The following is a 20,893-nucleotide window of genomic DNA, read 5'->3' as shown; positions in this document are numbered from 1 at the left end:
GCAAAGCTTGTTCCGCTTTATATTAGCCTCTCAGGTCCCTATCTGTCGTGGACCAAGGAAGATTGAGGGGGGCTGCTCCTAGTACGAGAGGACCGGAGTGGACGCACCACTGGTGTACAGGTTGTCATGCCAATGGCATCGCCTGGTAGCTAAGCGCCGAAGAGATAAGATAACCGCTGAAAGCATCTAAGTGGGAAACTTGCCTCAAAATGAGTCTTCCCTGATAGTAATGTCCTATAAGGGGTGTTCGAGACGAGGACGTAGATAGGCTATGTGTGTAAGCGTATCGATACGTTGAGCTAACCAGTACTAATGACCCCCGAGAGGTTTAACATGACAACACCGAAGGTGTTTTGAGAGAGAAAGAATTTTAGCTTGTTTTGAGATTGAATCTGGTCGGATTTTGCTGAAGGCAGAGGTGTGGTCGCTACTGAGGTAGGTGAGCAGGCCGGAAGGCAGCGAAATCAGACGGGATAAATAAAAAAGAATTTGTCTGGCGGCAATAGTGAAATGCCGTAGCGCCGATGGTAGTGTGGGGTGTCTCCCCATGTGAGAAGAGTAGGGAAAACTGCTAAGCTTAAAATATTAAGGCTACCTAATTAAGGCGGCTTTTTTATCTGAAAAATAGCTATATTCAATATAAAACTTGCATAACAATTTTAATACTAATGCAATTTTTTGTATCAATAATAAAAGCGATATTTATGTTAATTTTAATAATTTCATTTTTTCATAATTAATTATGCGAATTATTTTGTAATGTATTTATTTGATATTAGCGACATTATTATTCTATTTTTTAACAAAAAATGAGCCTATAACATTTATCTATTGAATATTTGATATAAGATTAAATAACCTCAAAAAAAGGATAATGATTAAGGTAAATATATGTTAGCTGAACCGATGCTAAGTATTGTTGTGGCTGTATTTAATGGCGAACCATTCTTGCCGAAATTTTTTAATTGTCTTGAACAACAAAAACTAGGAGCTTATTTTGGTTAATAATGGTTCAACGGACAATAGCGCTTTATTATTAGAGGAATGTATAGAGCGATTTCCGAATACTAAGATTTTACATCAGGAAAATCTCGGCGTATCTGTCGCACGTAATGTGGGGATGAATATTACTATAGGTAAATATATAGCCTTTTCTGATATTGACGATATTATTCATTTAGGTATATATAACCATTTATTAACGTTGGCAAAATTGGGTAATTTAGATGTTGCGGTGTGTAATGGTACTTATGTTTATATGGATGGCTCACCTTCTAAATTAATTTTTCCCTTAAAAAATTTCCATCGACAGGCATAATTTCAGGAGCCGAATGGTTACAAAAAGGTTTAAGTTCAGGTAAATTTTTACACGTGACTTGGCTGAGAATATTTATAAGTTAAATTTTATTCGTGAACATCAGTATCAGCTTGAGCCGCAACTTCATCATCAAGATATCCCTTGGACAACGGAAATACTACTTAATGCAAAACGCGTTCAGTTTATTAATGAATCTTATTATGATTATTTTATTCATAGTAAATCAGTTTCTCATTCGTTATGTGTTGATGCTTTACGCGTACGTAAGGTTAATACTTATTTGAAAATTATTGATATGTTAATGGATATATATAAAAAATATCCTATGAGGTAAGCCGAACTCCAGCTTGTTGGCAGCAAATTGGTAATGAAGGTTTTAGTGTGTTGTATTTTCTATTCAAGCGATTAAAAATCACCAAAAATTAAATATGAGATGGTTAAGCGCTTTTTTGACGAAGGATATTGGCACATTACCTGGTAACATGCGACAACGTTAAAATAGCGACTGAGCCGGCGTTATTTAAAACTAAAATTGTTACTTAAATACAAATCGTAATATTATGTGAAAAGAGGCTTTAGTAATGAGAAAATATCATAATTCTCATTATTATTTAAAATAACCCAATGATATAGATATTAAATTTATACTAGAGTTTAGCATTCTTATTCGACAAATGTGATGGATTTAATGGTTCAAATAGTTTTTTGCTTTATAATGAAATATTCTATGGATATTAAATAAATTTCCCAAGTAATGAATAATGTTTGCCACTGTTTGTTTAAACAAACAGTGGCAAATTTTTGTATCAGCATTAAAAGAAAGTTAATATTATTTTTTTAAAAGAAAAAATAATATTTTTTAATAAAGAATTTAAATAAGGTGAACAAATGGTTGCAAATGCTGATATAAAAGAGTCAATATGAATATAATGAATTGTAGGCAAATAGCATGGATAATTAATGTTAACATTAATTGAATTATCATCATCAGTGGCTTTATTGGTATGGGGCACATATATTGTCCGAACTGGCATTATGCGGGTTTTCGGTAGCGATTTACGCCGAATATTAGGCAAAAGTATCGGTAAAAAATCGCGTGCCTTTTTGGCGGGTATTGGTGTCACTGCTTTAGTACAAAGTAGTAGTGCGAGGGCATTATTGGTTATTTTTTTGTAACACAAGGTTTAATTTCTATCACGCCAGCTATGGTTATTATGTTAGGTGCTGACGTCGGTACTGCGATAATAGCCCGAGTGTTAACTGTTGATTTGTCATGGTTATCACCATTGTTAATTTTATTTGGTGTTATTGCTTTTTCTTAGTCAGAAAAAAATTGTTCTGGTCAATTAGGGAGAGCTGAGATTGTCCTAGGTCTGATTTTATTAGCTTTAAAGCTAATTGTTGGTTCAGCAATGCCAATTACTCATGCATCGGCTATCCAAGCCATTTTTACCTCTTTAAGTGGTGATACCATTTGAGTACTACTAATTGGTGCAGTATTTGCTATGCTCACCTATTCCAGTCTGGCGGCGGTTTTGTTGACAGCAACATTAAGCGTAGCAAAGCTTGTTCCGCTTTATATTAGCCTCTCAATTGTTATTGGCTCTAATATAGGTAGTGGTTTATTAGCTATGATAAGCAGTAGCCGGCAAAGCGGAGAGGCACGGCAAGTGGTTTTAGGCAGTTTATTATTCAAGCTCATTGGTGTAATAATGATTTTACCTTGGATTAAACCATTAAGCTGCCTGGATTGGTTATTATAATTTTAATGCCTCTGAAGTGGTGATCTATTTTCATGTGTTTTATGATTTACTACGTTGTTTAGTTATGCTGCCATTTGTCGAATTCATGTCGCGTTTATGTCAACGTCTTATTCCTATTTCTCCTGTAGAGGTTGAGGTTTTTGCATCTCGCTATTTAGACAAAGCAACGTTGGAAACACCTTCATTAGCGATTACCGATACGGTAAGAGGGACACTCCGTATGGGGGATATTGTTGAGCAAGTGGTTCAACGTTTGGCTGAAGTTCTAAAGGGTAATAAAATATAGTGGCGTTATATTGCACACCTGGAAGAGAAGAGATCGATATGCTACATAGTAGTATTAAACTCTACTTAGCTCAAATTCGGCAAAATCAATTAGGGGAAGATGATTCTCGTCGCTGGGCTGAAATTATTGATACTGCTTTGAATTTACAGCAATCAGCCACCATTATTAATAGTATGGCAACAGAAGTGGTTAAAAAAAATTTGATAAGCAACATTTTCCCCCCTGCCGGTACTAAAGAACTGAATACTCTGATAGAACGATTACAGAATAATTTAAGTTTAGCTATGTCGGTATTCGTATCTGGAGACATAGATAATACGCGTCGATTACGAAGAGCTAAACATCGATTCCGATTATTAAATCAACGTTATGCTTATGCCCATGTTGAACGCCTACATAAGCAAAATGTACAAAGTCCTCGATACCAGCAATCTACATGTTAGTTTACTTAGGGATATGAAAAGATTAAATTCGCTTTTTTTTGTGCAATCGCTTATCATGCATTAGAAGATGTAAGTAAAAACCGCGCTGAAAAAATTAATCCTGAAAGTGATAAAAATATATAATTAGTTATTCATTAAATAATAATTGAAACGCCAATGACTGAGAGATGATTTAAATCGTTATCTTTATCGGACTTTATCATTTGAAAATGAATTATTTATTTATGCTAAATAAAGTTGCAGTTAAATATTGCTACCGACTTCCATTCTCATCTCTCATTCACTTAAAACGAAAGTGATAACAATGTTGTTAAAATAATTAATTATTTTACTGAAAATTTATCGTATCAGGTTTAACGAAATTTGCTGGCTTGATAAACTTTGAATTTACCTGTTTTGGCTAGTATTTCATGGCGTCCAAAAGCTTTATCTAACCAATCTGGGTAAGGTAAGAAGGCATTGGCAACCATTCTAAATTTTCCACCTGGTTTTAGATAATTTGGTGCTTGTTTGATGATTGCTTCCGCGGCTGAATAATCCGTTTTTAATCCATCATGAAACGGTGGGTTGCAAATTATCCAGTCGTAACTATCTTCAATCACAGAGTAGATATCACTTGGTAAAACATCGCCAGTTAAGCCATTTATTTTTATGGTTTCAATAGAGGATGTGAACGCTGCGGCATGCGTATCGCAGAGAGTCAATTTTATGCCGGGATTTCTCTTGCCAATCACGGTTGCAAGCACACCGGAGCCAGATGCGATATCTAATAATTTACCCTTGATGGGCTTATCAAAGGCAGAAAGAAGTAGTTGACTACCGGCATCCAGCGCTTGTTGACTAAATACGCCAGGTAGGGTTTTGATAGTTATATCGGCGACCTTATAGATATTCCACCAATCATTTAAATGAAAGTGTGGTTGTTTTTCTAGCTGGCAATAATAGAGACTACAGCGCCGTGCTGCATCAATTTTGCGTACACCGCCTATTTCTTCTAGAATTTTATCGGCGCTATTTACACCACTACGATTTTCACCAACAATAAAAATATCACTACCTACTGGTAAAACTGAGCAAATATTGTGTAGTTGAAAATGGGCTTCTTGCTTGTTTTTAGGCCAAAAATAGATCAGTGTATTAAATTGTATTGCCACTGTTTTTTCAAGCGTTAAGTTATAATGGGCTTTTTCGCCTAGCACTTTGTTAAATGATAACCAGTAGTGATATTGATGAGTTAAAATATGTAAAATTTCAGCGCTTATTTCTGCGCTAATATTATCTTGTAAGTTACCAGCGATTAAAACACGACGGCCGATAAAGTATTCAGCATGGCGTAAAATCACTTCACTAGCGGGCGTCAGTGAAGACATAAATATTGGCTCCTATATTAGATTAAGTTTCCTTTTACCAACTATAAAAGGAAAATATTCACTGTAAGCGTAAAAAATATCGCTCATAGGAGCGTAAATTTTGATAAATTTGTGAGATATGAACTTATTATCGCGCGATTGTATCACTATTCACTATTCACTATTCACTATTCACTATTCACTATTATTAGATTTCAATCCAATGGTTACTTGTTATCTACTATTTAGTGATTATATTGTTTCTTGATAACTTAATAATTTGTCTATTTACCCTATTTATTTGCAGTTTAGATTCAGCAAATAAATATAGTTAGCGAGAAAAAGTAATTGTGTAATATATTGCTAGGTTTTGCAATGTTATTATTTTGATTTATATAGTTAGTTCGGTTTGATAAGGTGGCTCGGTATATTGTGGTGGAGTAATTTCATGACAATTAGAGATCAATTACTAAAGCAGATGGGAATTGTGCAATGGACATTACGCGATCCTGCGCTACTACGTGGTGAACATGCAGTGTGTATTCCTGACGCTACCCAATTAATTATCATCGCTGATGAACACATTGATTTAGGTAACCTTTTTGTCAAAGATATTTTACGAGCGATGATGATAGACAGTCGTCAGGTATGCTGTTTATTAACTAAAGAGGTATCGCTGTTACCAAAAGAAATTCTTTGGCCTTGTTGGATCATAGGCAAGCAATTACCTGTTAGTTCAAAAACATGGGTTATCCATACTTTACCATTGCCAGAAATTTATTCTGATCCTCAGTCAAAACGCGCTTTGTGGGCGCAAATATGCCAACATGAAAATAATTTTGAATTTAGAACAAACTGATTTAGTCTCTGCTTTTGCTATTGAAAACATGAGTCATGCTTTTCCCTGGAGTGAAAGGGTATTCTACAGTAATTAAGGAAAGCAATATATTAATTTAAAAATCAGTCTTAAAAATCAATTGGTTGGTTTCGTTATCACACAATCTCTGCTTGATGAGGCAACCCTCTTTAATATTGCTATTCATCCTGATTGTCAAGGTCAAGGTTATGGTGAGTGTTTACTACGCTATTTGATCGAACATTTGGCAATTAAAGATATCAAAACTTTGTGGTTGGAAGTTAGGCAATCAAATCATGCAGCAATTCAGCTATATGAAAAACTGGGTTTTCATATTGTCACAATAAGGAAAAATTATTATCCGGTGGTAAAAAAAACGTGAAGATGCAGTGGTTATGGCGTTAACTATTTTGCCTGATAGTAGTATGCCTGCCTTATAAATTTAAATAGCTTAATTAAGTAAAAAAATAGTTTAGCTTCCATAATAGTACCATTGATAGGCGCTATTAAGTGGTAATTTGTGTATCAATGTTCGCTTAATAGGCCTATTTGTAATGAAACAACATAGAGAAATTATCCCGCTTTTTTATAAAAGATTTAAATGTATAGGCGATCAGTGTTTGTCTCATTGTTGTCGTGGTTGGACGATTAACATTGACAAGAAGACTTATAAAAAATATAAAACTGTACATCAAATTGAGATCAAAGAGATCACTGATAAACATCTGATTAAATATCCTAAAGGTAGTGGTACTAACCAGTACTCTTTTGCACTTGATGAGGTAGTTTGTTTAGTGTTATTTCAGCCGGATTCGATGAAATATGAAGAGAACACCGTGATTGAAAAAATTAGAATTACTGAAAAGCGAGTGATTGATCAAAGTAGAGTGATGACGCAAGAGCATCAAATTATACAGCTATTTTGTAGTCATTTAATTATGGCTGAAAGTCCTTTTATTGAAGATAATCTTTATGCGCTTACGCAGTTTATTGTGTTTTTATAATCAATTGATTATAAAATAGAAGCAAATTATCGAAAAGTTGAAAATATATTTATGTCATTAGTGGAAGGATTAATTAATGGATAAATATATCAACAGAGAAAACAGCTGATACCCTCAGTCGGGCATCAGTTAAAGTTTTCTTTATTATTGATTATGTCCCGTTTTTTTTTTTTACTACCACAGCTCGCTCTAAACGTTATTTATTACCCGCTTTTAGCAAAACTATGCATTTTTTGATTTAGAGTCAGAATCACTCAATGAAAACATGGCGGTTAATTGGGAAAAACTTAATAGTGAATGGCAAAAAATTCTATCAACTAGTTGCTTAGCTGAACCATATGTATTAAAGAACTATTTTCTTTATCGGATATATAACGAAAAATTTGGTTTATATGATTTAAAAAAGAGTTTACGATCACTTTACTATTATATTATTGATTATTTTTATATTAAAACATTATTTTCTGTCCAGTCAGCTTATGATATTGAGGTGTCAATGGAGAGTATTTAATTAATGTTTTGTCATTATTCGACCGTAACTCAGCATTCTCTTAATTTATACCAACAGCTTGATGAGTTAATTGATAAACTTAATTATAGTGATGATTTATCTTGTTTGCTGTTACTAAATTAATTATATTTTTTAGAAAAATTTTTTAATGCTATTTTAAATTGATGGCATTTTTATATTATTTCATATTTTCATTAGTTAATGATTACATTAATATTATTCACTTTCATAAATAATATTAATTTATTAAATATTAATTTACACTTTTATACCAGTGAGTTTAAGCTACTTATTATATAATATCATTTAGCTTACCTTTTATCAGCATAAATTGTCTAATGTGATAATTCTATTTTGTGATTAATTATTTTATAAAGTATTAGAATTTATTTTTAATATTAAGTTACCTTAATAAGGAGAGATTATATCGACGAAATATCCTATTATTTTAGTTCATGGATTCTTTGGTTTCGATAGAATAGCTGGCTATCCATATTTTTTTGCTATTGAAAGTCGATTGCAAGCACAAGGTTATAATAATGTATATATACCTACGTTGTCTGAAGCTAATTCAAATGAAGTAAATGGATAGCAACTTTGGGAATTCATCGATGAGATCAAAAGAAAAGCAGGCTGTGAAAAAGTCAACTTGATTGCTCATAGTCAAGGGGCTTTATATGCACGTTATGTTGCTACAAATTATCCAGCCATTATTGCTTCAGTAACAATAATGAATGGAGTCAATTATGGTTCTGAACTCGCTGATCTGCTTAGAAAAATTTTGCTACCAGGCATGTTAACAGAAAGATTGGTTACTGTTAATGCCGAAGTATTTTTAAATTTATTTCTTTTTTTTCATCGGGTACATTGAAACCGCAAGACGGTGTCAATGAATTTAATAAAAAATATTCGCAAGGTTTGCCAACAGAATGGGGAGGGGAAGGTGATGAGGTTGTTAATGGCGTGCATTACTATTCATATGGTAGTTTTATTAAAAATTCATTCCTTGATATAGGAATAAATATGTTTGATATTTCTTATCTACCATTGCGACAGTTGAATAAACTTTTTGTAAAAGAAAAAGAGAATAATGGGCTTGTAGGACGTTATAGTATGCGGTTAGGTAAATTAATCCGTGATGATTATAATATGGATCACTTTAATATCGTTAATCAAATTACTGGATTTGTTTCAAATAAATATGATGTCCCTGAAATTTTTGTCAATCATGCACAAATTAAAATAAAATAGTAAAGAACACCATTAGGTAATAATATTAATCGATTAGTTATTAAAATTATTCTTAATAGCTATTAATTATATGTATTATAAGAGTAATATGTTAATATCTAATGTATTATATAAAAAATTATCATTTAATCGTCTTATTTATTCTAAAAAATATTTTAATTAGTGACTTTAATATAATCAGTAATAGATTTTCTGATTTAATTAAATAATCTATATTTAGTTAAAAACAATTTTCTTTACTTTTTTTATATTTAATTTTATCGGCTAACTAAAAAATATTTTTTAATGAGTTAGTAATTGTTTTTAAAATGGTTTTGTCAGTGTAGAATTTTTGCCAATTTTTTATACATCATGTTGTGTATGTTGTGTATGTTGTGTATGTTGTGTATGTTGTGTATGTTGTGTATGTTGTGTATGTTGTGTATGTTGTGTATGTTGTGTATGTTGTGTATGTTGTGTATGTTGTGTATGTTGTGTATGTTGTGTATGTTGTGTATGTTGTGTATGTTGTGTATGTTGTGTATGTTGTGTATGTTGTGTATGTTGTGTATGTTGTGTATGTTGTGTATGTTGTGTAGTTATAATGAAAGAGAATAATTTTTGTCAGAAAATAGCGCGGCGCAGAACCTTTGCTATTATTTCTCACCCTGATGCAGGGAAAACCACGATCACAGAAAAAGTACTGTTGTTTGGCCAAGCTATTCAAAAAGCTGGCACAGTGAAGGGACGAGGTTCGAATAAACATGCAAAATCTGACTGGATGGAAATGGAAAAACAGCGCGGGATCTCGATTACCACTTCGGTAATGCAGTTTCCTTACCAAAATTGCTTGATTAATTTGCTTGATACCCCAGGGCATGAGGATTTTTCGGAAGATACTTATCGGACTTTAACGGCGGTCGACTGTTGTTTGATGGTGATTGATGCAGCTAAAGGTGTTGAAGATCGTACGCGTAAATTGATGGAAGTAACACGGCTACGTGATACACCTATTTTAACCTTTATGAATAAATTGGATCGCGATATTCGCGATCCAATGGAATTAATGGATGAGGTTGAAAGTGAATTGAGTATCGCTTGTAGCCCGATTATCTGGCCAATTGGTTGTGGCAAGTTATTTAAAGGGGTTTATCATCTTTATCGTGATGAAACTATTTTATATCAGAGCGGGCAAGGGCATGCTATTCAAGACGTTGTTATTATTAAAGGATTAAATAATACCGAATTGGACAAAGTTATTGGAGATGATTTTGCTGCTCAGCTACGAGGAGAGCTTGAACTAGTAAAGGGTGCTTCTCATGAATTCAATTTAGACGCATTTTTACAAGGCAAGTTAACACCCGTCTTTTTTGGCACCGCTTTGGGTAATTTTGGTGTTGATCATATGTTAGATGGTTTGGTCAATTGGGCGCCAACTCCTATGCCTCGGCAGGCTGATAGTCGTATTGTTAATGCCCAGGAAGAAAAATTTTCTGGTTTTGTGTTCAAAATACAGGCCAATATGGATCCCAAACATCGTGATCGGGTGGCTTTTTTGCGGATTGTGTCTGGTTGTTATCAAAAGGGTATGAAACTTTATCAGGTACGGAATAAAAAAGAGGTGGTCATTTCAGATGCACTCACTTTTATGGCGCGTGATCGTTCCCATGTTGAAGAAGCGTTTCCCGGTGATATCATTGGCTTGCATAATCATGGCACTATTCAGATTGGTGATACTTTTACCCAGGGAGAAACATTAAAATTTACCGGTATTCCTAATTTTGCGCCTGAATTATTCAAACGCATCCGTTTACGTGCTCCCTTAAAGCAGAAACAGTTACTTAAAGGATTGGTTCAGTTATCCGAAGAGGGTGCGGTTCAGGTATTTCGACCTCTAGCCAATAATGATCTTATTGTTGGTGCTGTTGGTGTCCTTCAGTTTGATGTGGTGGTAGCGCGCTTGAAGAGTGAATACAATGTGGAAGCTATTTATGAGCCAGTAAATGTGTCAACCGCACGTTGGATAAAAAGTGATGACATAAAAAAATTAGAAGAGTTCAAACGTAAAAATGAACAAAACCTGGCTTTAGATGGTAGTGATAACCTCAGTTATATTGCCCCAACGATGGTAAATCTTAACCTAACCCGCGAACGCTACCCTGAAATTCGGTTCTGTAAAACGCGTGAGCATTAATTTATGGCATATTGATTTTTTTTATTACATTACCCTCACTTGTTATTAATGGGGATATGACTATTTTTCAATCGTTGTATTTATTGGTTTCTCCCAAATTTTAAGCCGCTAAAAATCTCACCATTAAATCTAATAGTAGATTTTGAATAGCAGATTGTATTTAGAGGGTCTACTATCAGTTTTAAGGGGGAAAAGCAATATGGGAAGACATATATCAGTCACATTAGGTAATATTGAGCCTTTAGCCTTTGATGATAATGCATTTGATCTCGGTAAAATAGCATTAGTCTGTGAGGGAGGTGGGCAGCGTGGTATTTTTACCGCCGGTGTATTGGATGAATTTCTCCGTGTTGGTTTTAACCCATTTAACATCATGATAAGGACATCGGCAGGCGCACAAAATTTATCGGCCTATCTTTGCCAACAGCATGGTTATGTCCGTAAGGCGAGCACTGATTATACCACTAAATCTCAATTTTTTAATCCACTACGTTTTATTCGTGGTGGCCATATGATTGATTTAGATTAGCTAATTGATATTACCCTCCCGCGAATTACCCCTTGATTTCTCTACTGGATTATCTTATTTAGATAGCGGGCGTCAATTTTTAATCAATGGATGTCGCTACGAGGATTTTAGTCCGGTTTATTTTCAACCAACACAAGATAGTTGGCTAGATATTATTCGGGCGTCAAGCGCTATCTCCGGCTTTTATCGCCAGGGGGAGGTATTTAATGGTGAGCTTTATCATGATGGCGGTATAACCGCTTCAATTCCTGTTTAAGAAGCTTATCGTCGTGGGGCAAAAACAATTGTGGTAATTAGAACGGTTCCTTCGGGAATTTATTATACATCTGAATGGTTAAAGAGAATGACTCGCTGGTTAGAACACAGCAATATACGGCGGATGGCTAAGATGATAAAAGTACATATTAAAAGCTATCAACAGACACAAAAATTTATTGCTGCGCCACCACCAGGTATCCAAATCTTTGAAATTTATCCACCGAAACTTTTAATGAGTTGTGCATTAGGTAGCCGTGCTTTAACCTTAGAGACTGATTATCATATTAGGCGTCAATGTGGCAGCTATTTTTTAACTAGTTTAAAACATTATTTTTCTACTGATAATTTGGCATCTTACCCGTATTCTATTGAAAATAATCAGGTTGCTAATTAGGCATCTTTGTCTGCTGAGATAATTTCGAATCAACAAAATGAAGAACCAAAATCAGGTGATGAAGGATTAGCCATTGATTTTCGTTGACATTCATTGTCATTTTGATTTTCCTCCTTTTATCCATGATATTGAAGATAGCTTTTCGCGTGCTATGAAAGCTGGCGTGACTGATATCATTGTCCCGGCGGTTGGTATTGAGAATTTTGAGTGAGTATATTCACCGGCACAACAATATCCGCATTTATATGCCGTATTAGGTTTTCATCCTTTGTATATCGCAGATTTTTTATCTGACCATTTTGCTAAATTAGTGGCGTTATTGCAGTAAAACAGCAATAAATGTGTTGCTATTAGTGAAATAGGTTTGGATTATTTTGTTACTAATGCTGCGATTAAGCAACAACAAGCATTGCTGATCCAGCAATTACAGCTAGTTAAACAGTATGATTTACCGGTTATTCTTCATTCGCGTAAAAGTCATGATCAACTAGTTGCTTTATTAAGACGATTTGACGTGCCGAAAAAGGGAGTCATTCATGGATTTGCAGGCAGTTTGTAGCAAGCGAATGCTTTTATCCGTTTAGGTTATTTTATCGGTATTGGTGGCGTTATCACCTATCAACGGGCTAAGAAAACCAGAGCAGTAGTTGCGCGCAATTGCCGCTGTCGTCATTAGTACTTGAAACTGATGTCCCTGATATGCCATTAGCTGCATTTCAGGGGCAGGTTAATCGTCTTGAAAGAATAAGTTTGGTATTTGAGACACTATTTAACCTTCGGCAAGAGTCAGCAGAGGAAATTGCAACGCAGCTTTATAACAATAGTTTGCAACTCTTTAATATTAAAAAAGAGCAAACTAATATGGCTAAATAATCATACCAATAAGTTATTTAATTATAATTACGGTATTTTTTAGATAATTTTTGCAGGCAATATCGCTTTTCGTAAGTGATATGTGTCGCAAAATTTATTTTTTCGTGATTTTTCGTTATGATTATTTGTGATACCGACTGTCAGTTATTAATGCGAAATCGTTATAATGTCTGCGCATTAAACTGGCAGTTTATTTTTTAAACTATAGAAATTTTTATTTGATATATAATACACAGGGATATTATTCATGCAACTCATTATGAGCCTGCTAGGGATGGTAGTATTGATTTTCATCGCTATCATTTTTTCCAGTAACCGTCGGGCAATTAAATTCCGTACCGTATTTGGTGCTTTTGTTGTTCAAATGGCAATTGGCGCATTTGTTCTTTATATCCCTGCCGGTCGCCGCACTTTGGAAACTGTATCTGATGCAGTCTCTAGTGTGATTGGTTATGGACAAGTTGGCATGGATTTTGTCTTTGGTGGTTTAGTCTCTAATAAAATGTTTGAACTGTTTGGCGGTAGTGGTTTTATTTTTGCCTTACGTGTCTTACCGGTCATTGTTTTTTTCTCATCATTGATAGCCGTACTTTATTATCTTGGTATTATGCAGTTTTTTATCAAAATCTTAGGTGGACTTTTGCAATTGATATTAGGCACCTCACGTACTGAGTCATTATCAGCGACCGCTAATATTTTTGTCGGTCATACAGAGGCGCCTTTGGTTGTCAGGCCCTATATTGCCATCATGACAAACTCTGAGTTATTTGCTGTTATGTGTGGTGGATTAGCTTCGGTTGCTGGCTCGGTATTGGCCGGCTATGTGCAAATGGGGGTGCCAATGGAATATCTGATCGCAGCATCTTTTATGGCAGCACCGGGGGGATTATTGTTTGCTAAATTGATGGTACCGGAGACAGAGAAAACTCACGATGCAGTGAATATGGTCAGTGTGGCGATCGGCGAAGAACGCCCAGTTAACATTATTGATGCTGCCGCCACTGGCGCTTCTTCTGGCATGCAACTCGCTCTAAATGTCGGTGCGATGTTGCTGGCATTTGTTGCATTGATAGCTTTACTTAATGGTATTTTGTCAGTGATTGGCGGCTGGATCCATATACCAGGCTTATCATTAGAATTGATCTTAGGCTGGATTTTTTCGCCAATTGCCTATTTGATTGGTATACCGTGGCATGAAGCGACAATTGCCGGCTCGTTCATTGGGCAAAAGTTAGTGGTCAATGAATTTGTTGCATATATGAATTTTGGCGAATATTTAAAACCAGATAGTGAAGTTATTACCGCCGGTAAGCAAGTACTTTCTGAACATACTAAAGCGATAATCTCTTTTGCATTGTGTGGTTTTGCTAATTTAGCGTCAGTAGCCATATTACTGGGTGGTTTAGGTGGAATTGCCCCGGACCGTCGTAAAGATGTTGCTCGATTAGGTTTGAAGGCGGTTTTAGCCGGTTCGTTATCTAATTTGATGAGTGCCACCATTGCTGGTTTCTTTTTATTGTTAGCGGCTATGTAACTTAATCTGCTTGGTATATTAAACATTGAACCATTGTTTAATCGCTAAAGCAATAATGTCAGTAGCTTTGAGAATTATATGATGGAATTAAAACTTGCTGCACAACGCGTATTAAATTTGATGGATTTAACTCTGATAAATGATGACGATACTGATGAAAAAGTGAAAATTTTATGCCATCAAGCCAAAACCGCACAAGGGAATACTGCCGCGATATGTATTTATCCTCGCTTTATTCCATTAGCACGTAAGATGTTAGCCGAACAAAAAACCCCGAATATTCGCATTACCACGGTAACTAATTTTCCATTTGGTGGCTATGACGTTACGATTGCTACAGCTGAAACACAAGCTGCTATTGCTTATGGGTCAGACGAAGTTGATGTTGTTTTTCCCTATCGAGCATTAATAACCGGTAATAAACAAATTGGTTTTGACCTAGTTAAAACGTGTAAAGAAGTTTGTCTACCGAGAGATGTTTTACTGAAAGTTATTATTGAAGCCGGTGAATTAAAACAGCCTGATCTCATTCGACAGGTAGCAGAAATTGCTATTGCTGCCGGCGCTGACTTTGTTAATACATCAACGGGTAAGGTTGCGATAAATGCCACCCTAGAGAATGTTGAAATTATACTTAAAGTTATTCTAGATATGGGCGTTGCTAGCCAGGTGGGTTGTAAGGTGGCAGGTGGCGTTCGTACGGTAGAAGAAGCTGCTCAATATCTGATTTTAGCCGATAGAATCATGGGAAAAGAATGGGTGAATATTCGTCATTTTTGTTTTGGTGCGTCAAGCTTATTGACTAGTCTATTAAATACATTAGGATGCGCAATAGATAATTTTGCTGGCGACTATTAATTTTTATTGATCTTTTTATGCACTGTTTCAGTAATTATTGGCTGGCAGAAAAATGAAAATGTCTATTTTAATAATCTATGAAAATGATTGTTAATAAATGATCGCTAATAAAAGAAGTTTTTAGGTAATAGCATCGATTAGTATTTTGTATTTATTGACGATAGTAAATAATTATTATGAGCTCGAATTATGGAATGCGTTATTTTTTGTTTAATAATGGATTAATTGAATTTGGACTAACCAAGGGTAGTTATGAAACGTGTATTCATTATGGTGCTTGATTCTTTTGGTATTGGTGCAACGCCAGATGCAGATAAATTTGGTGATGTTGGGGCGAACACTTTGGGCCATATTGCGACCTTTTGTGCACAAGGAAAGACTGATAATGGTCGTAAAGGTAAACTCTTTTTGCCTAATTTATCGCGTTTAGGGTTAGCAAAAGCCGCTGAGGGGTCATCAGGAACATTTCCAATCGGCCTGGATGAAGACGCTGAGATTATCGGTGCCTATGGTTATTCGAGTGAGTTATCTTCTGGCAAAGATACCCTATCAGGTCATTGGGAGATTGCAGGGGTACCGGTTTTATTTAAATGGGGATATTTTAAACAACAAAAAAATAGTTTTCCGCAACAATTATTGGATAAGTTAGTTGAAGCGGCTAATTTGCCGGATTATCTGGGAAATTGTCACTCGTCAGGCACGGTGATTTTGGATCAATTAGGTGAAGAGCATATGAAAACAGGTAAACCTATTTTCTATACTTCAGCCGATTCAGTCTTTCAGATAGCATGTCATGAAGAGACTTTTGGGGTTAAAAATCTTTATCAGCTTTGTGAAATAGCGAGAAAGACGCTAGATGAAGGTGCTTATAATATCGGACGTGTTATTGCTCGTCCTTTTATCGGCAATAAAGCGGGCTGTTTTCAGCGTACCGGTAATCGTCGGGATTATTCAGTTGAACCACCTGCACCAACCATCCTACAAAAACTGGTTGAAGAAAAAGCCGGCCAGGTGGTTTCAATTGGCAAAATTGCAGATATTTATGCCAACGTCGGGATTACTAAGCAAGTGAAAGCAACTGGTATTGAAGCGCTATTTGCGGCAAGCCTTGAGGAGATCAAAAAAGCGGCCGACAATACCATTGTGTTTACTAATTTTGTTGATTTTGATTCTTCATATGGACATCGTCGTGATGTTGCGGGTTATGCGGCCGGACTAGAGTTATTTGATAGTTGTTTACCTGAAATGCTGGTATTAATTGAGAATGAGGATGTTCTGATTATTACCGCTGATCATGGTTGTGACCCGACCTGGCCAGGAACTGATCATACGCGGGAAAATATTCCTATTTTAATTTATGGTCCGAAAGTAAAACCCGGGGCACTAGGCCATCGACAGACCTTTGCTGATATTGGTCAAACCGTGGCGCAATATTTTGGTTTATCGCCAATGGCATATGGCAAAACGCTATTTTAAGTATGATGGGAAATATTTGTTCATATTCCCGATTTTATCGATAAATAATAAAAGGAAATTTATTTATGGCCACCCCACATATTAATGCTGAGATGGGCGATTTTGCGGAAATTATGCTGATGCCAGGTGATCCTCTGCGCGCAAAACATATTGCAGAAAATTATTTGACCGACAGCCGTCAGGTAAATGATGTTCGTGGTATGTTAGGTTTTACTGGTAATTATCAAGGTCGTAGTATTTCTGTGATGGGGCATGGTATGGGGATCCCTTCCTGTTCAATTTACATGAAAGAGCTAATTACTGACTTTGGTGTTAAAACAATAATACGAGTAGGATCCTGTGGTGCTATTAGCCATCAAGTAAAGTTACGCGATATTATTATCGGCTTGGGAGCATGCACCGATTCTAAAGTCAATCGACTAAAATTTGATGACAATGATTTTGCGGCTATTGCGGATTATCAGCTGGTTCATAATGCTGTAACTGCCGCTAAAGCAAAGAATCTCAACGTTTTGGTAGGTAATATTTTCTCTACTGATCTTTTTTATACGCCTCAAATGCAAATGTTTGATAAAATAGAAAAATATGGCATTTTGGGGGTGGAAATGGAAGCTGCTGGTATGTATAGCATTGCGGCAGAATATGGTGTCAAAGCACTAACTATTTGTACAGTTTCTGATCATATTCGTCGAGGCGAAAAGACAACTTCAGCAGAACGGCAAACGACATTTAATGAGATGGTTGAAATTGCGTTAGAATCATTATTATTACTGGATTAAAAATAAATCATTAAATTTAAATCAAGCAAGAAAGCAGATTTTAATCTGTTTTCTTTTTAGCAATTTTTATTTCTTTTGCTGATTGTTTGCCGAGCGACTATTGCTTATTAATAAAAAAGGTAATTTTGGCCAGTGTATTGAAATTGATCTAGATAAAATATTAGCCAGAATAAAACCGATAGTGAGTGCTAAAAGTAACATAATCTTTAATAAATTAGCCATATTATCTATTTGTTTAGATCCTATACTAAATTAATGAGCATCAATGGTTAAATATAAAAAGCCTTTTGGTTTTTTGGTATCGAAGATTGGAACAATCAATTGATAGTTAACATAGTTGTGGCATGGAGGGTGATTAAAGGGATAACTACTCTCGTAAAGCAACTTTTTCACCTGCATGCTGAATTTGGGTTCCATCATTAAGGTAAACACTTGCATCGAGAATATGTTCATTAATTGTTCATTGATTAAGAATACCCAGGATCTGTTTATTATTAAAATTTTTACCATCACTTTGTATATAGTTGGATAAGCTAAAAGCGACTTGTTCAGCATGTGTATGAGCCAATTCTTCAAACTGCTCGACCCTGATTTTCTGATGTAACTGACTAAAATAACTAACTTTTTGGATTAGAATAATGAGTAAGAAGAGGCAAATTAAAATGATAACAGTTTTATGTAATCGAAACTTTAATTTCGTTTTAATCATAATCGGCTTTTAAAACTTAGTTCATTATCATATTGCCAGAGGTTAAGATGATAGGATAGTTTGAAAAGCCATTTTGTTGTTGGCTAATTGTCGTGATTGTAGGACAGGAGTATGAATTAATGTCGACGAGTTGAACCTATTGTTATTTGCCTAATGAGATCCAAAAATGGCCTGGATTACCGCTTTCACTAAGTGGTGAAGAGGTTACGCCTTTGGATTATCGGGCTGGGGATAGTGGTTGGTTGCTTTATGGACGAGGACTGAATAAGCAACGTATCAGTCAATTTCAACAACGCTCTGGTAATGCGATTGTGATTGTTTCTTCTTGGCGTATTGATGATTATCAAGTCGTTCGTATCGCGGGTAGCTTAAGCGCAAAAATAAAGAAAATAGCTGAAGAGTGTGGTTTAGATGTTGTACCTCTGGGTAATATTCCGCGTTTACGTGCGCCAGGTTTGTTGGTGATGGATATGGATTCAACAGCAATTCAGATCGAATGTATTGATGAAATTGCTCGTTTGGCGGGAGTTGGCCAGCAGGCTGCTGAAATTACTGAACGCGCTATGCAAGGAGAAATTGATTTTAGTGAAAGTTTAAAAACCCGGGTTAAGTTACTTGCTGGAACCGACATACAAATTTTGCAAAATGTATTAGAGCATATGTCACTGACACCAGGCTTGACCAGTCTTGTCCGTAAGTTGCAGGCATTTGATTGGCATGTTATTATTGTTTCAGGTGGATTTAATTTTTTTACTAATTATTTGAAGGAAAAATTAAAATTAACTACTGCGGTGGCTAACAAACTTGAAATTAAAGATAACAAACTGACCGGTAAAGTAAATGGCAACATTGTGGATGCTAAAGTCAAAGCACAAACCTTAATAAAATTAGCTAGACAATTCTCTATTCCAATCAAGCAAACCGTTGCTATTGGTGATGGCGAAAATGATGTAAAAATGATCCGTAAGGCGGGATTGGGTATTGCTTATCGTGCTAAATCTAAAGTACAGGCTAGGGCAAAAGTAGCGATTCAACATGCAGATTTGATGGGCATACTTTGTGTTTTAAGTGGTGGCTTAAAGCATGAAGAGCGTTAACGATCAAAACAATAAATAAAAGAGGCAATAACGGTGGCAAAAGCAATAAAAAGAGCATTTGTCTGTAATGAATGTGGTGCGGATTATCCACGCTGGCAAGGCCAATGTATCGCTTGTCATACCTGGAATACGATCACCGAGATAAGATTAGCTGCCAGTTCTACCTCACGAGCAGAACGCCTTAATGGTTATGCCGGTAGCGCTACAGGTAACTAAGTACAGAAATGGTCTGCCATTAGTTTAGAAGCATTGCCATGTTTTTCTACTGATTTCAAAGAATTTGATCGTGTTCTAGGTGGTGGTGTGGTAACTGGTAGCGCGATTTTAATTGGTGGTAACCCAGGCGCTGGTAAAAGCACATTGCTTCTGCAAAGTATGTGTTGGCTTTCATCGCAAATGAAAACTTTATACGTCACCGGTGAGGAGTCTTTACAGCAAGTGGCGATGAGAGCGCATCGATTAGGGTTACCGTCCGATAATCTCAATATGTTATCTGAAACCAGTATTTAGCAGATTTGTTTGATTGCAGAGCAGGAACAGCCAAAATTGATGGTGATTGATTCTATACAGGTCATGCATATCGCGGATATACAGTCATCACCGGGTAGTGTGGCACAAGTTCGAGAAACTGCGGCTTATTTTACTTGATTTGCTAAAACACGAGTGATCGCCATTATCATGGTATGGCATGTCACAAAAGATGGTTCTTTGGCCGGCCAGAAAGTACTTGAACACTGCATTGACTGTTAGATAATGCTCGATGGTGAAGCAGATTCACGATTTCGTACCTTAAGAAGTCATAAAAATCGATTTGGTGCGGTTAATGAACTGGGTGTATTTGCCATGACGGAAAAAGGGTTAAAGGAAGGAAGTAAGTAACCCATCGGCTATTTTTCTCAGTAGAGCAGAAGAGATCACTTCGGGTAGCTCGGTGATGGTTGTTTGGGAAGGAATGCGGCCATTGCTGGTAGAAATTACGGCGCTAGTGGACTATTCAATACTGGCTAATCCCTAATCCGCGGCGCGTTGCTGTCGGCTTAGAGCAGAATCGATTAGCGATTTTGCTGGCTATTTTCTATCCGCATGGTGGATTACAGATGTCGGATAAAGATGTTTTTGTTAATGTTGTTGGTGGGGTTAAAGTGATGGAAACCAGCGCTGATCTTGCTTTATTCTTTTCTTTAGTATCCAGTTTCCATAATCGTCCATTTCCGCGTGATGTTGTGGTTTTTGGTGAGGTTGAATTGGCGGGTGAAATCCGTCCGGTACCTAGTGGCTAAGAGCGGATTATTGAGGCGGCAAAACATGGTTTTAAACGAGCGATTGTCCCATTATGATAATGTGCCCAAAAAACCATCACCCAATATGCAGTTATTTGGTGTGAAAAAACTGTCAGAGGTATTAACGGTTATGGAAAACTTTGATTAACCGG

At 36.0% G+C, this 20,893-nt stretch carries 19 protein-coding genes, 1 rRNA gene and 4 pseudogenes; 22 read left to right on the top strand and 2 right to left on the bottom strand.

What is annotated here, in order from left to right:
* The 4 genes and pseudogenes from ARADI_RS13515 to ARADI_RS13505 form a co-directional block, all read left to right on the top strand.
* Nucleotides 1-336 (top strand): 23S ribosomal RNA (locus tag ARADI_RS13515); the annotation flags it as partial.
* A 661-nt stretch (nt 337-997) separates the two neighbouring features.
* A complete protein-coding gene (locus tag ARADI_RS21865; protein ID WP_439647125.1) occupies nt 998-1,318 on the top strand; it encodes a glycosyltransferase in 321 nt (106 codons plus the stop codon).
* Nucleotides 1,319-1,376: 58 nt separating this feature from the next.
* Complete coding sequence (locus ARADI_RS21860) at nt 1,377-1,652, top strand: glycosyltransferase family protein (protein WP_439647124.1); 276 nt, start codon at nt 1,377-1,379, stop codon at nt 1,650-1,652.
* Nucleotides 1,653-2,278: 626 nt separating this feature from the next.
* A pseudogene (locus ARADI_RS13505) lies at nt 2,279-3,933 on the top strand (Na/Pi cotransporter family protein).
* Between the two features lie 230 nt (nt 3,934-4,163).
* On the opposite strand, the gene rsmC reads toward ARADI_RS13505, so the two are convergent.
* Nucleotides 4,164-5,180, bottom strand: coding sequence for a 16S rRNA (guanine(1207)-N(2))-methyltransferase RsmC (rsmC, locus tag ARADI_RS13500; RefSeq protein WP_119712352.1), 1,017 nt, complete (start codon nt 5,178-5,180; stop codon nt 4,164-4,166).
* Between the two features lie 427 nt (nt 5,181-5,607).
* Between rsmC and ARADI_RS13495 the strand changes: the two genes are divergently transcribed.
* The 16 genes and pseudogenes from ARADI_RS13495 (at nt 5,608) to deoD (ending at nt 17,655) form a co-directional block, all read left to right on the top strand.
* Nucleotides 5,608-6,018, top strand: a complete 411-nt coding sequence (locus ARADI_RS13495) for a DNA polymerase III subunit psi (RefSeq protein ID WP_119712351.1) — start codon at nt 5,608-5,610, stop codon at nt 6,016-6,018.
* Nucleotides 5,987-6,455 (top strand): annotated as a pseudogene (rimI, locus tag ARADI_RS13490) (ribosomal protein S18-alanine N-acetyltransferase). The gene ARADI_RS13495 and the pseudogene rimI overlap by 32 nt, the downstream one beginning before the upstream one ends.
* A 180-nt stretch (nt 6,456-6,635) precedes the next feature.
* The gene (locus ARADI_RS13485; protein ID WP_119712350.1) at nt 6,636-7,019 is read left to right on the top strand and encodes a hypothetical protein; all 384 of its coding nucleotides are present in this window, start codon (nt 6,636-6,638) and stop codon (nt 7,017-7,019) included.
* A gap of 265 nt (nt 7,020-7,284) precedes the next feature.
* Nucleotides 7,285-7,530, top strand: a complete 246-nt coding sequence (locus ARADI_RS13480; RefSeq protein WP_119712349.1) for a hypothetical protein — start codon at nt 7,285-7,287, stop codon at nt 7,528-7,530.
* A 649-nt stretch (nt 7,531-8,179) separates the two neighbouring features.
* The gene (locus ARADI_RS18760) at nt 8,180-8,401 is read left to right on the top strand and encodes an alpha/beta hydrolase family protein (RefSeq protein ID WP_238149467.1); all 222 of its coding nucleotides are present in this window, start codon (nt 8,180-8,182) and stop codon (nt 8,399-8,401) included.
* A complete protein-coding gene (locus ARADI_RS18755; RefSeq protein WP_238149466.1) occupies nt 8,398-8,781 on the top strand; it encodes a hypothetical protein in 384 nt (127 codons plus the stop codon). The genes ARADI_RS18760 and ARADI_RS18755 overlap by 4 nt, the downstream gene beginning before the upstream one ends.
* A gap of 583 nt (nt 8,782-9,364) precedes the next feature.
* The gene (prfC, locus tag ARADI_RS13470; protein ID WP_119712348.1) at nt 9,365-10,954 is read left to right on the top strand and encodes a peptide chain release factor 3; all 1,590 of its coding nucleotides are present in this window, start codon (nt 9,365-9,367) and stop codon (nt 10,952-10,954) included.
* Nucleotides 10,955-11,153: 199 nt separating this feature from the next.
* Nucleotides 11,154-11,483 (top strand): patatin-like phospholipase family protein, encoded by a 330-nt coding sequence (locus ARADI_RS13465; RefSeq protein WP_182853257.1) that lies wholly within the window; start codon nt 11,154-11,156, stop codon nt 11,481-11,483.
* 4 nt (nt 11,484-11,487) lie between these two features.
* The gene (locus ARADI_RS13460) at nt 11,488-11,739 is read left to right on the top strand and encodes a hypothetical protein (RefSeq protein WP_182853256.1); all 252 of its coding nucleotides are present in this window, start codon (nt 11,488-11,490) and stop codon (nt 11,737-11,739) included.
* A 30-nt stretch (nt 11,740-11,769) separates the two neighbouring features.
* Nucleotides 11,770-12,135 (top strand): DUF6363 domain-containing protein, encoded by a 366-nt coding sequence (locus tag ARADI_RS13455; RefSeq protein ID WP_182853255.1) that lies wholly within the window; start codon nt 11,770-11,772, stop codon nt 12,133-12,135.
* Between the two features lie 73 nt (nt 12,136-12,208).
* Entirely contained in the window at nt 12,209-12,346 is a 138-nt protein-coding gene (locus ARADI_RS21855; RefSeq protein ID WP_439647123.1) for a hypothetical protein, read from the top strand.
* Nucleotides 12,347-12,403: 57 nt separating this feature from the next.
* A pseudogene (locus ARADI_RS13450) lies at nt 12,404-13,008 on the top strand (TatD family hydrolase).
* A gap of 247 nt (nt 13,009-13,255) precedes the next feature.
* Nucleotides 13,256-14,542, top strand: a complete 1,287-nt coding sequence (locus tag ARADI_RS13445) for a NupC/NupG family nucleoside CNT transporter (RefSeq protein WP_119712347.1) — start codon at nt 13,256-13,258, stop codon at nt 14,540-14,542.
* A gap of 78 nt (nt 14,543-14,620) precedes the next feature.
* Nucleotides 14,621-15,400 carry a deoxyribose-phosphate aldolase gene (gene deoC / locus ARADI_RS13440; protein WP_119712346.1) on the top strand — a complete coding sequence of 260 codons (780 nt, stop codon included), beginning with the start codon at nt 14,621-14,623 and terminating at the stop codon, nt 15,398-15,400.
* A gap of 252 nt (nt 15,401-15,652) precedes the next feature.
* Nucleotides 15,653-16,876, top strand: coding sequence for a phosphopentomutase (deoB, locus tag ARADI_RS13435; RefSeq protein WP_119712345.1), 1,224 nt, complete (start codon nt 15,653-15,655; stop codon nt 16,874-16,876).
* 65 nt (nt 16,877-16,941) lie between these two features.
* Complete coding sequence (gene deoD / locus ARADI_RS13430) at nt 16,942-17,655, top strand: purine-nucleoside phosphorylase (RefSeq protein WP_119712344.1); 714 nt, start codon at nt 16,942-16,944, stop codon at nt 17,653-17,655.
* A 460-nt stretch (nt 17,656-18,115) separates the two neighbouring features.
* Here the strand turns inward: deoD and ARADI_RS18750 are convergent, their stop codons facing one another.
* On the bottom strand, nt 18,116-18,364 hold the full coding sequence (locus ARADI_RS18750) for an AhpA/YtjB family protein (RefSeq protein ID WP_238149465.1): 249 nt from the start codon (nt 18,362-18,364) through the stop codon (nt 18,116-18,118).
* 146 nt (nt 18,365-18,510) lie between these two features.
* On the opposite strand from ARADI_RS18750, the gene serB reads away from it, so the two are divergent.
* Nucleotides 18,511-19,461: a phosphoserine phosphatase gene (gene serB, locus ARADI_RS13420; RefSeq protein WP_238149464.1), complete on the top strand. Its 951-nt coding sequence runs from the start codon at nt 18,511-18,513 to the stop codon at nt 19,459-19,461.
* 33 nt (nt 19,462-19,494) lie between these two features.
* Nucleotides 19,495-20,889: pseudogene (gene radA / locus ARADI_RS13415) on the top strand (DNA repair protein RadA).
* Nucleotides 20,890-20,893: the final 4 nt, after the last annotated feature.

Origin of the sequence: Arsenophonus endosymbiont of Aleurodicus floccissimus, from assembly GCF_900343025.1 — a bacterium.
In the GTDB taxonomy this organism is placed as follows: Bacteria; Pseudomonadota; Gammaproteobacteria; order Enterobacterales; family Enterobacteriaceae; genus Arsenophonus.
Note: the sequence above shows the minus strand (reverse complement) of the source record. Positions and strands in the feature narration are given on the sequence as shown.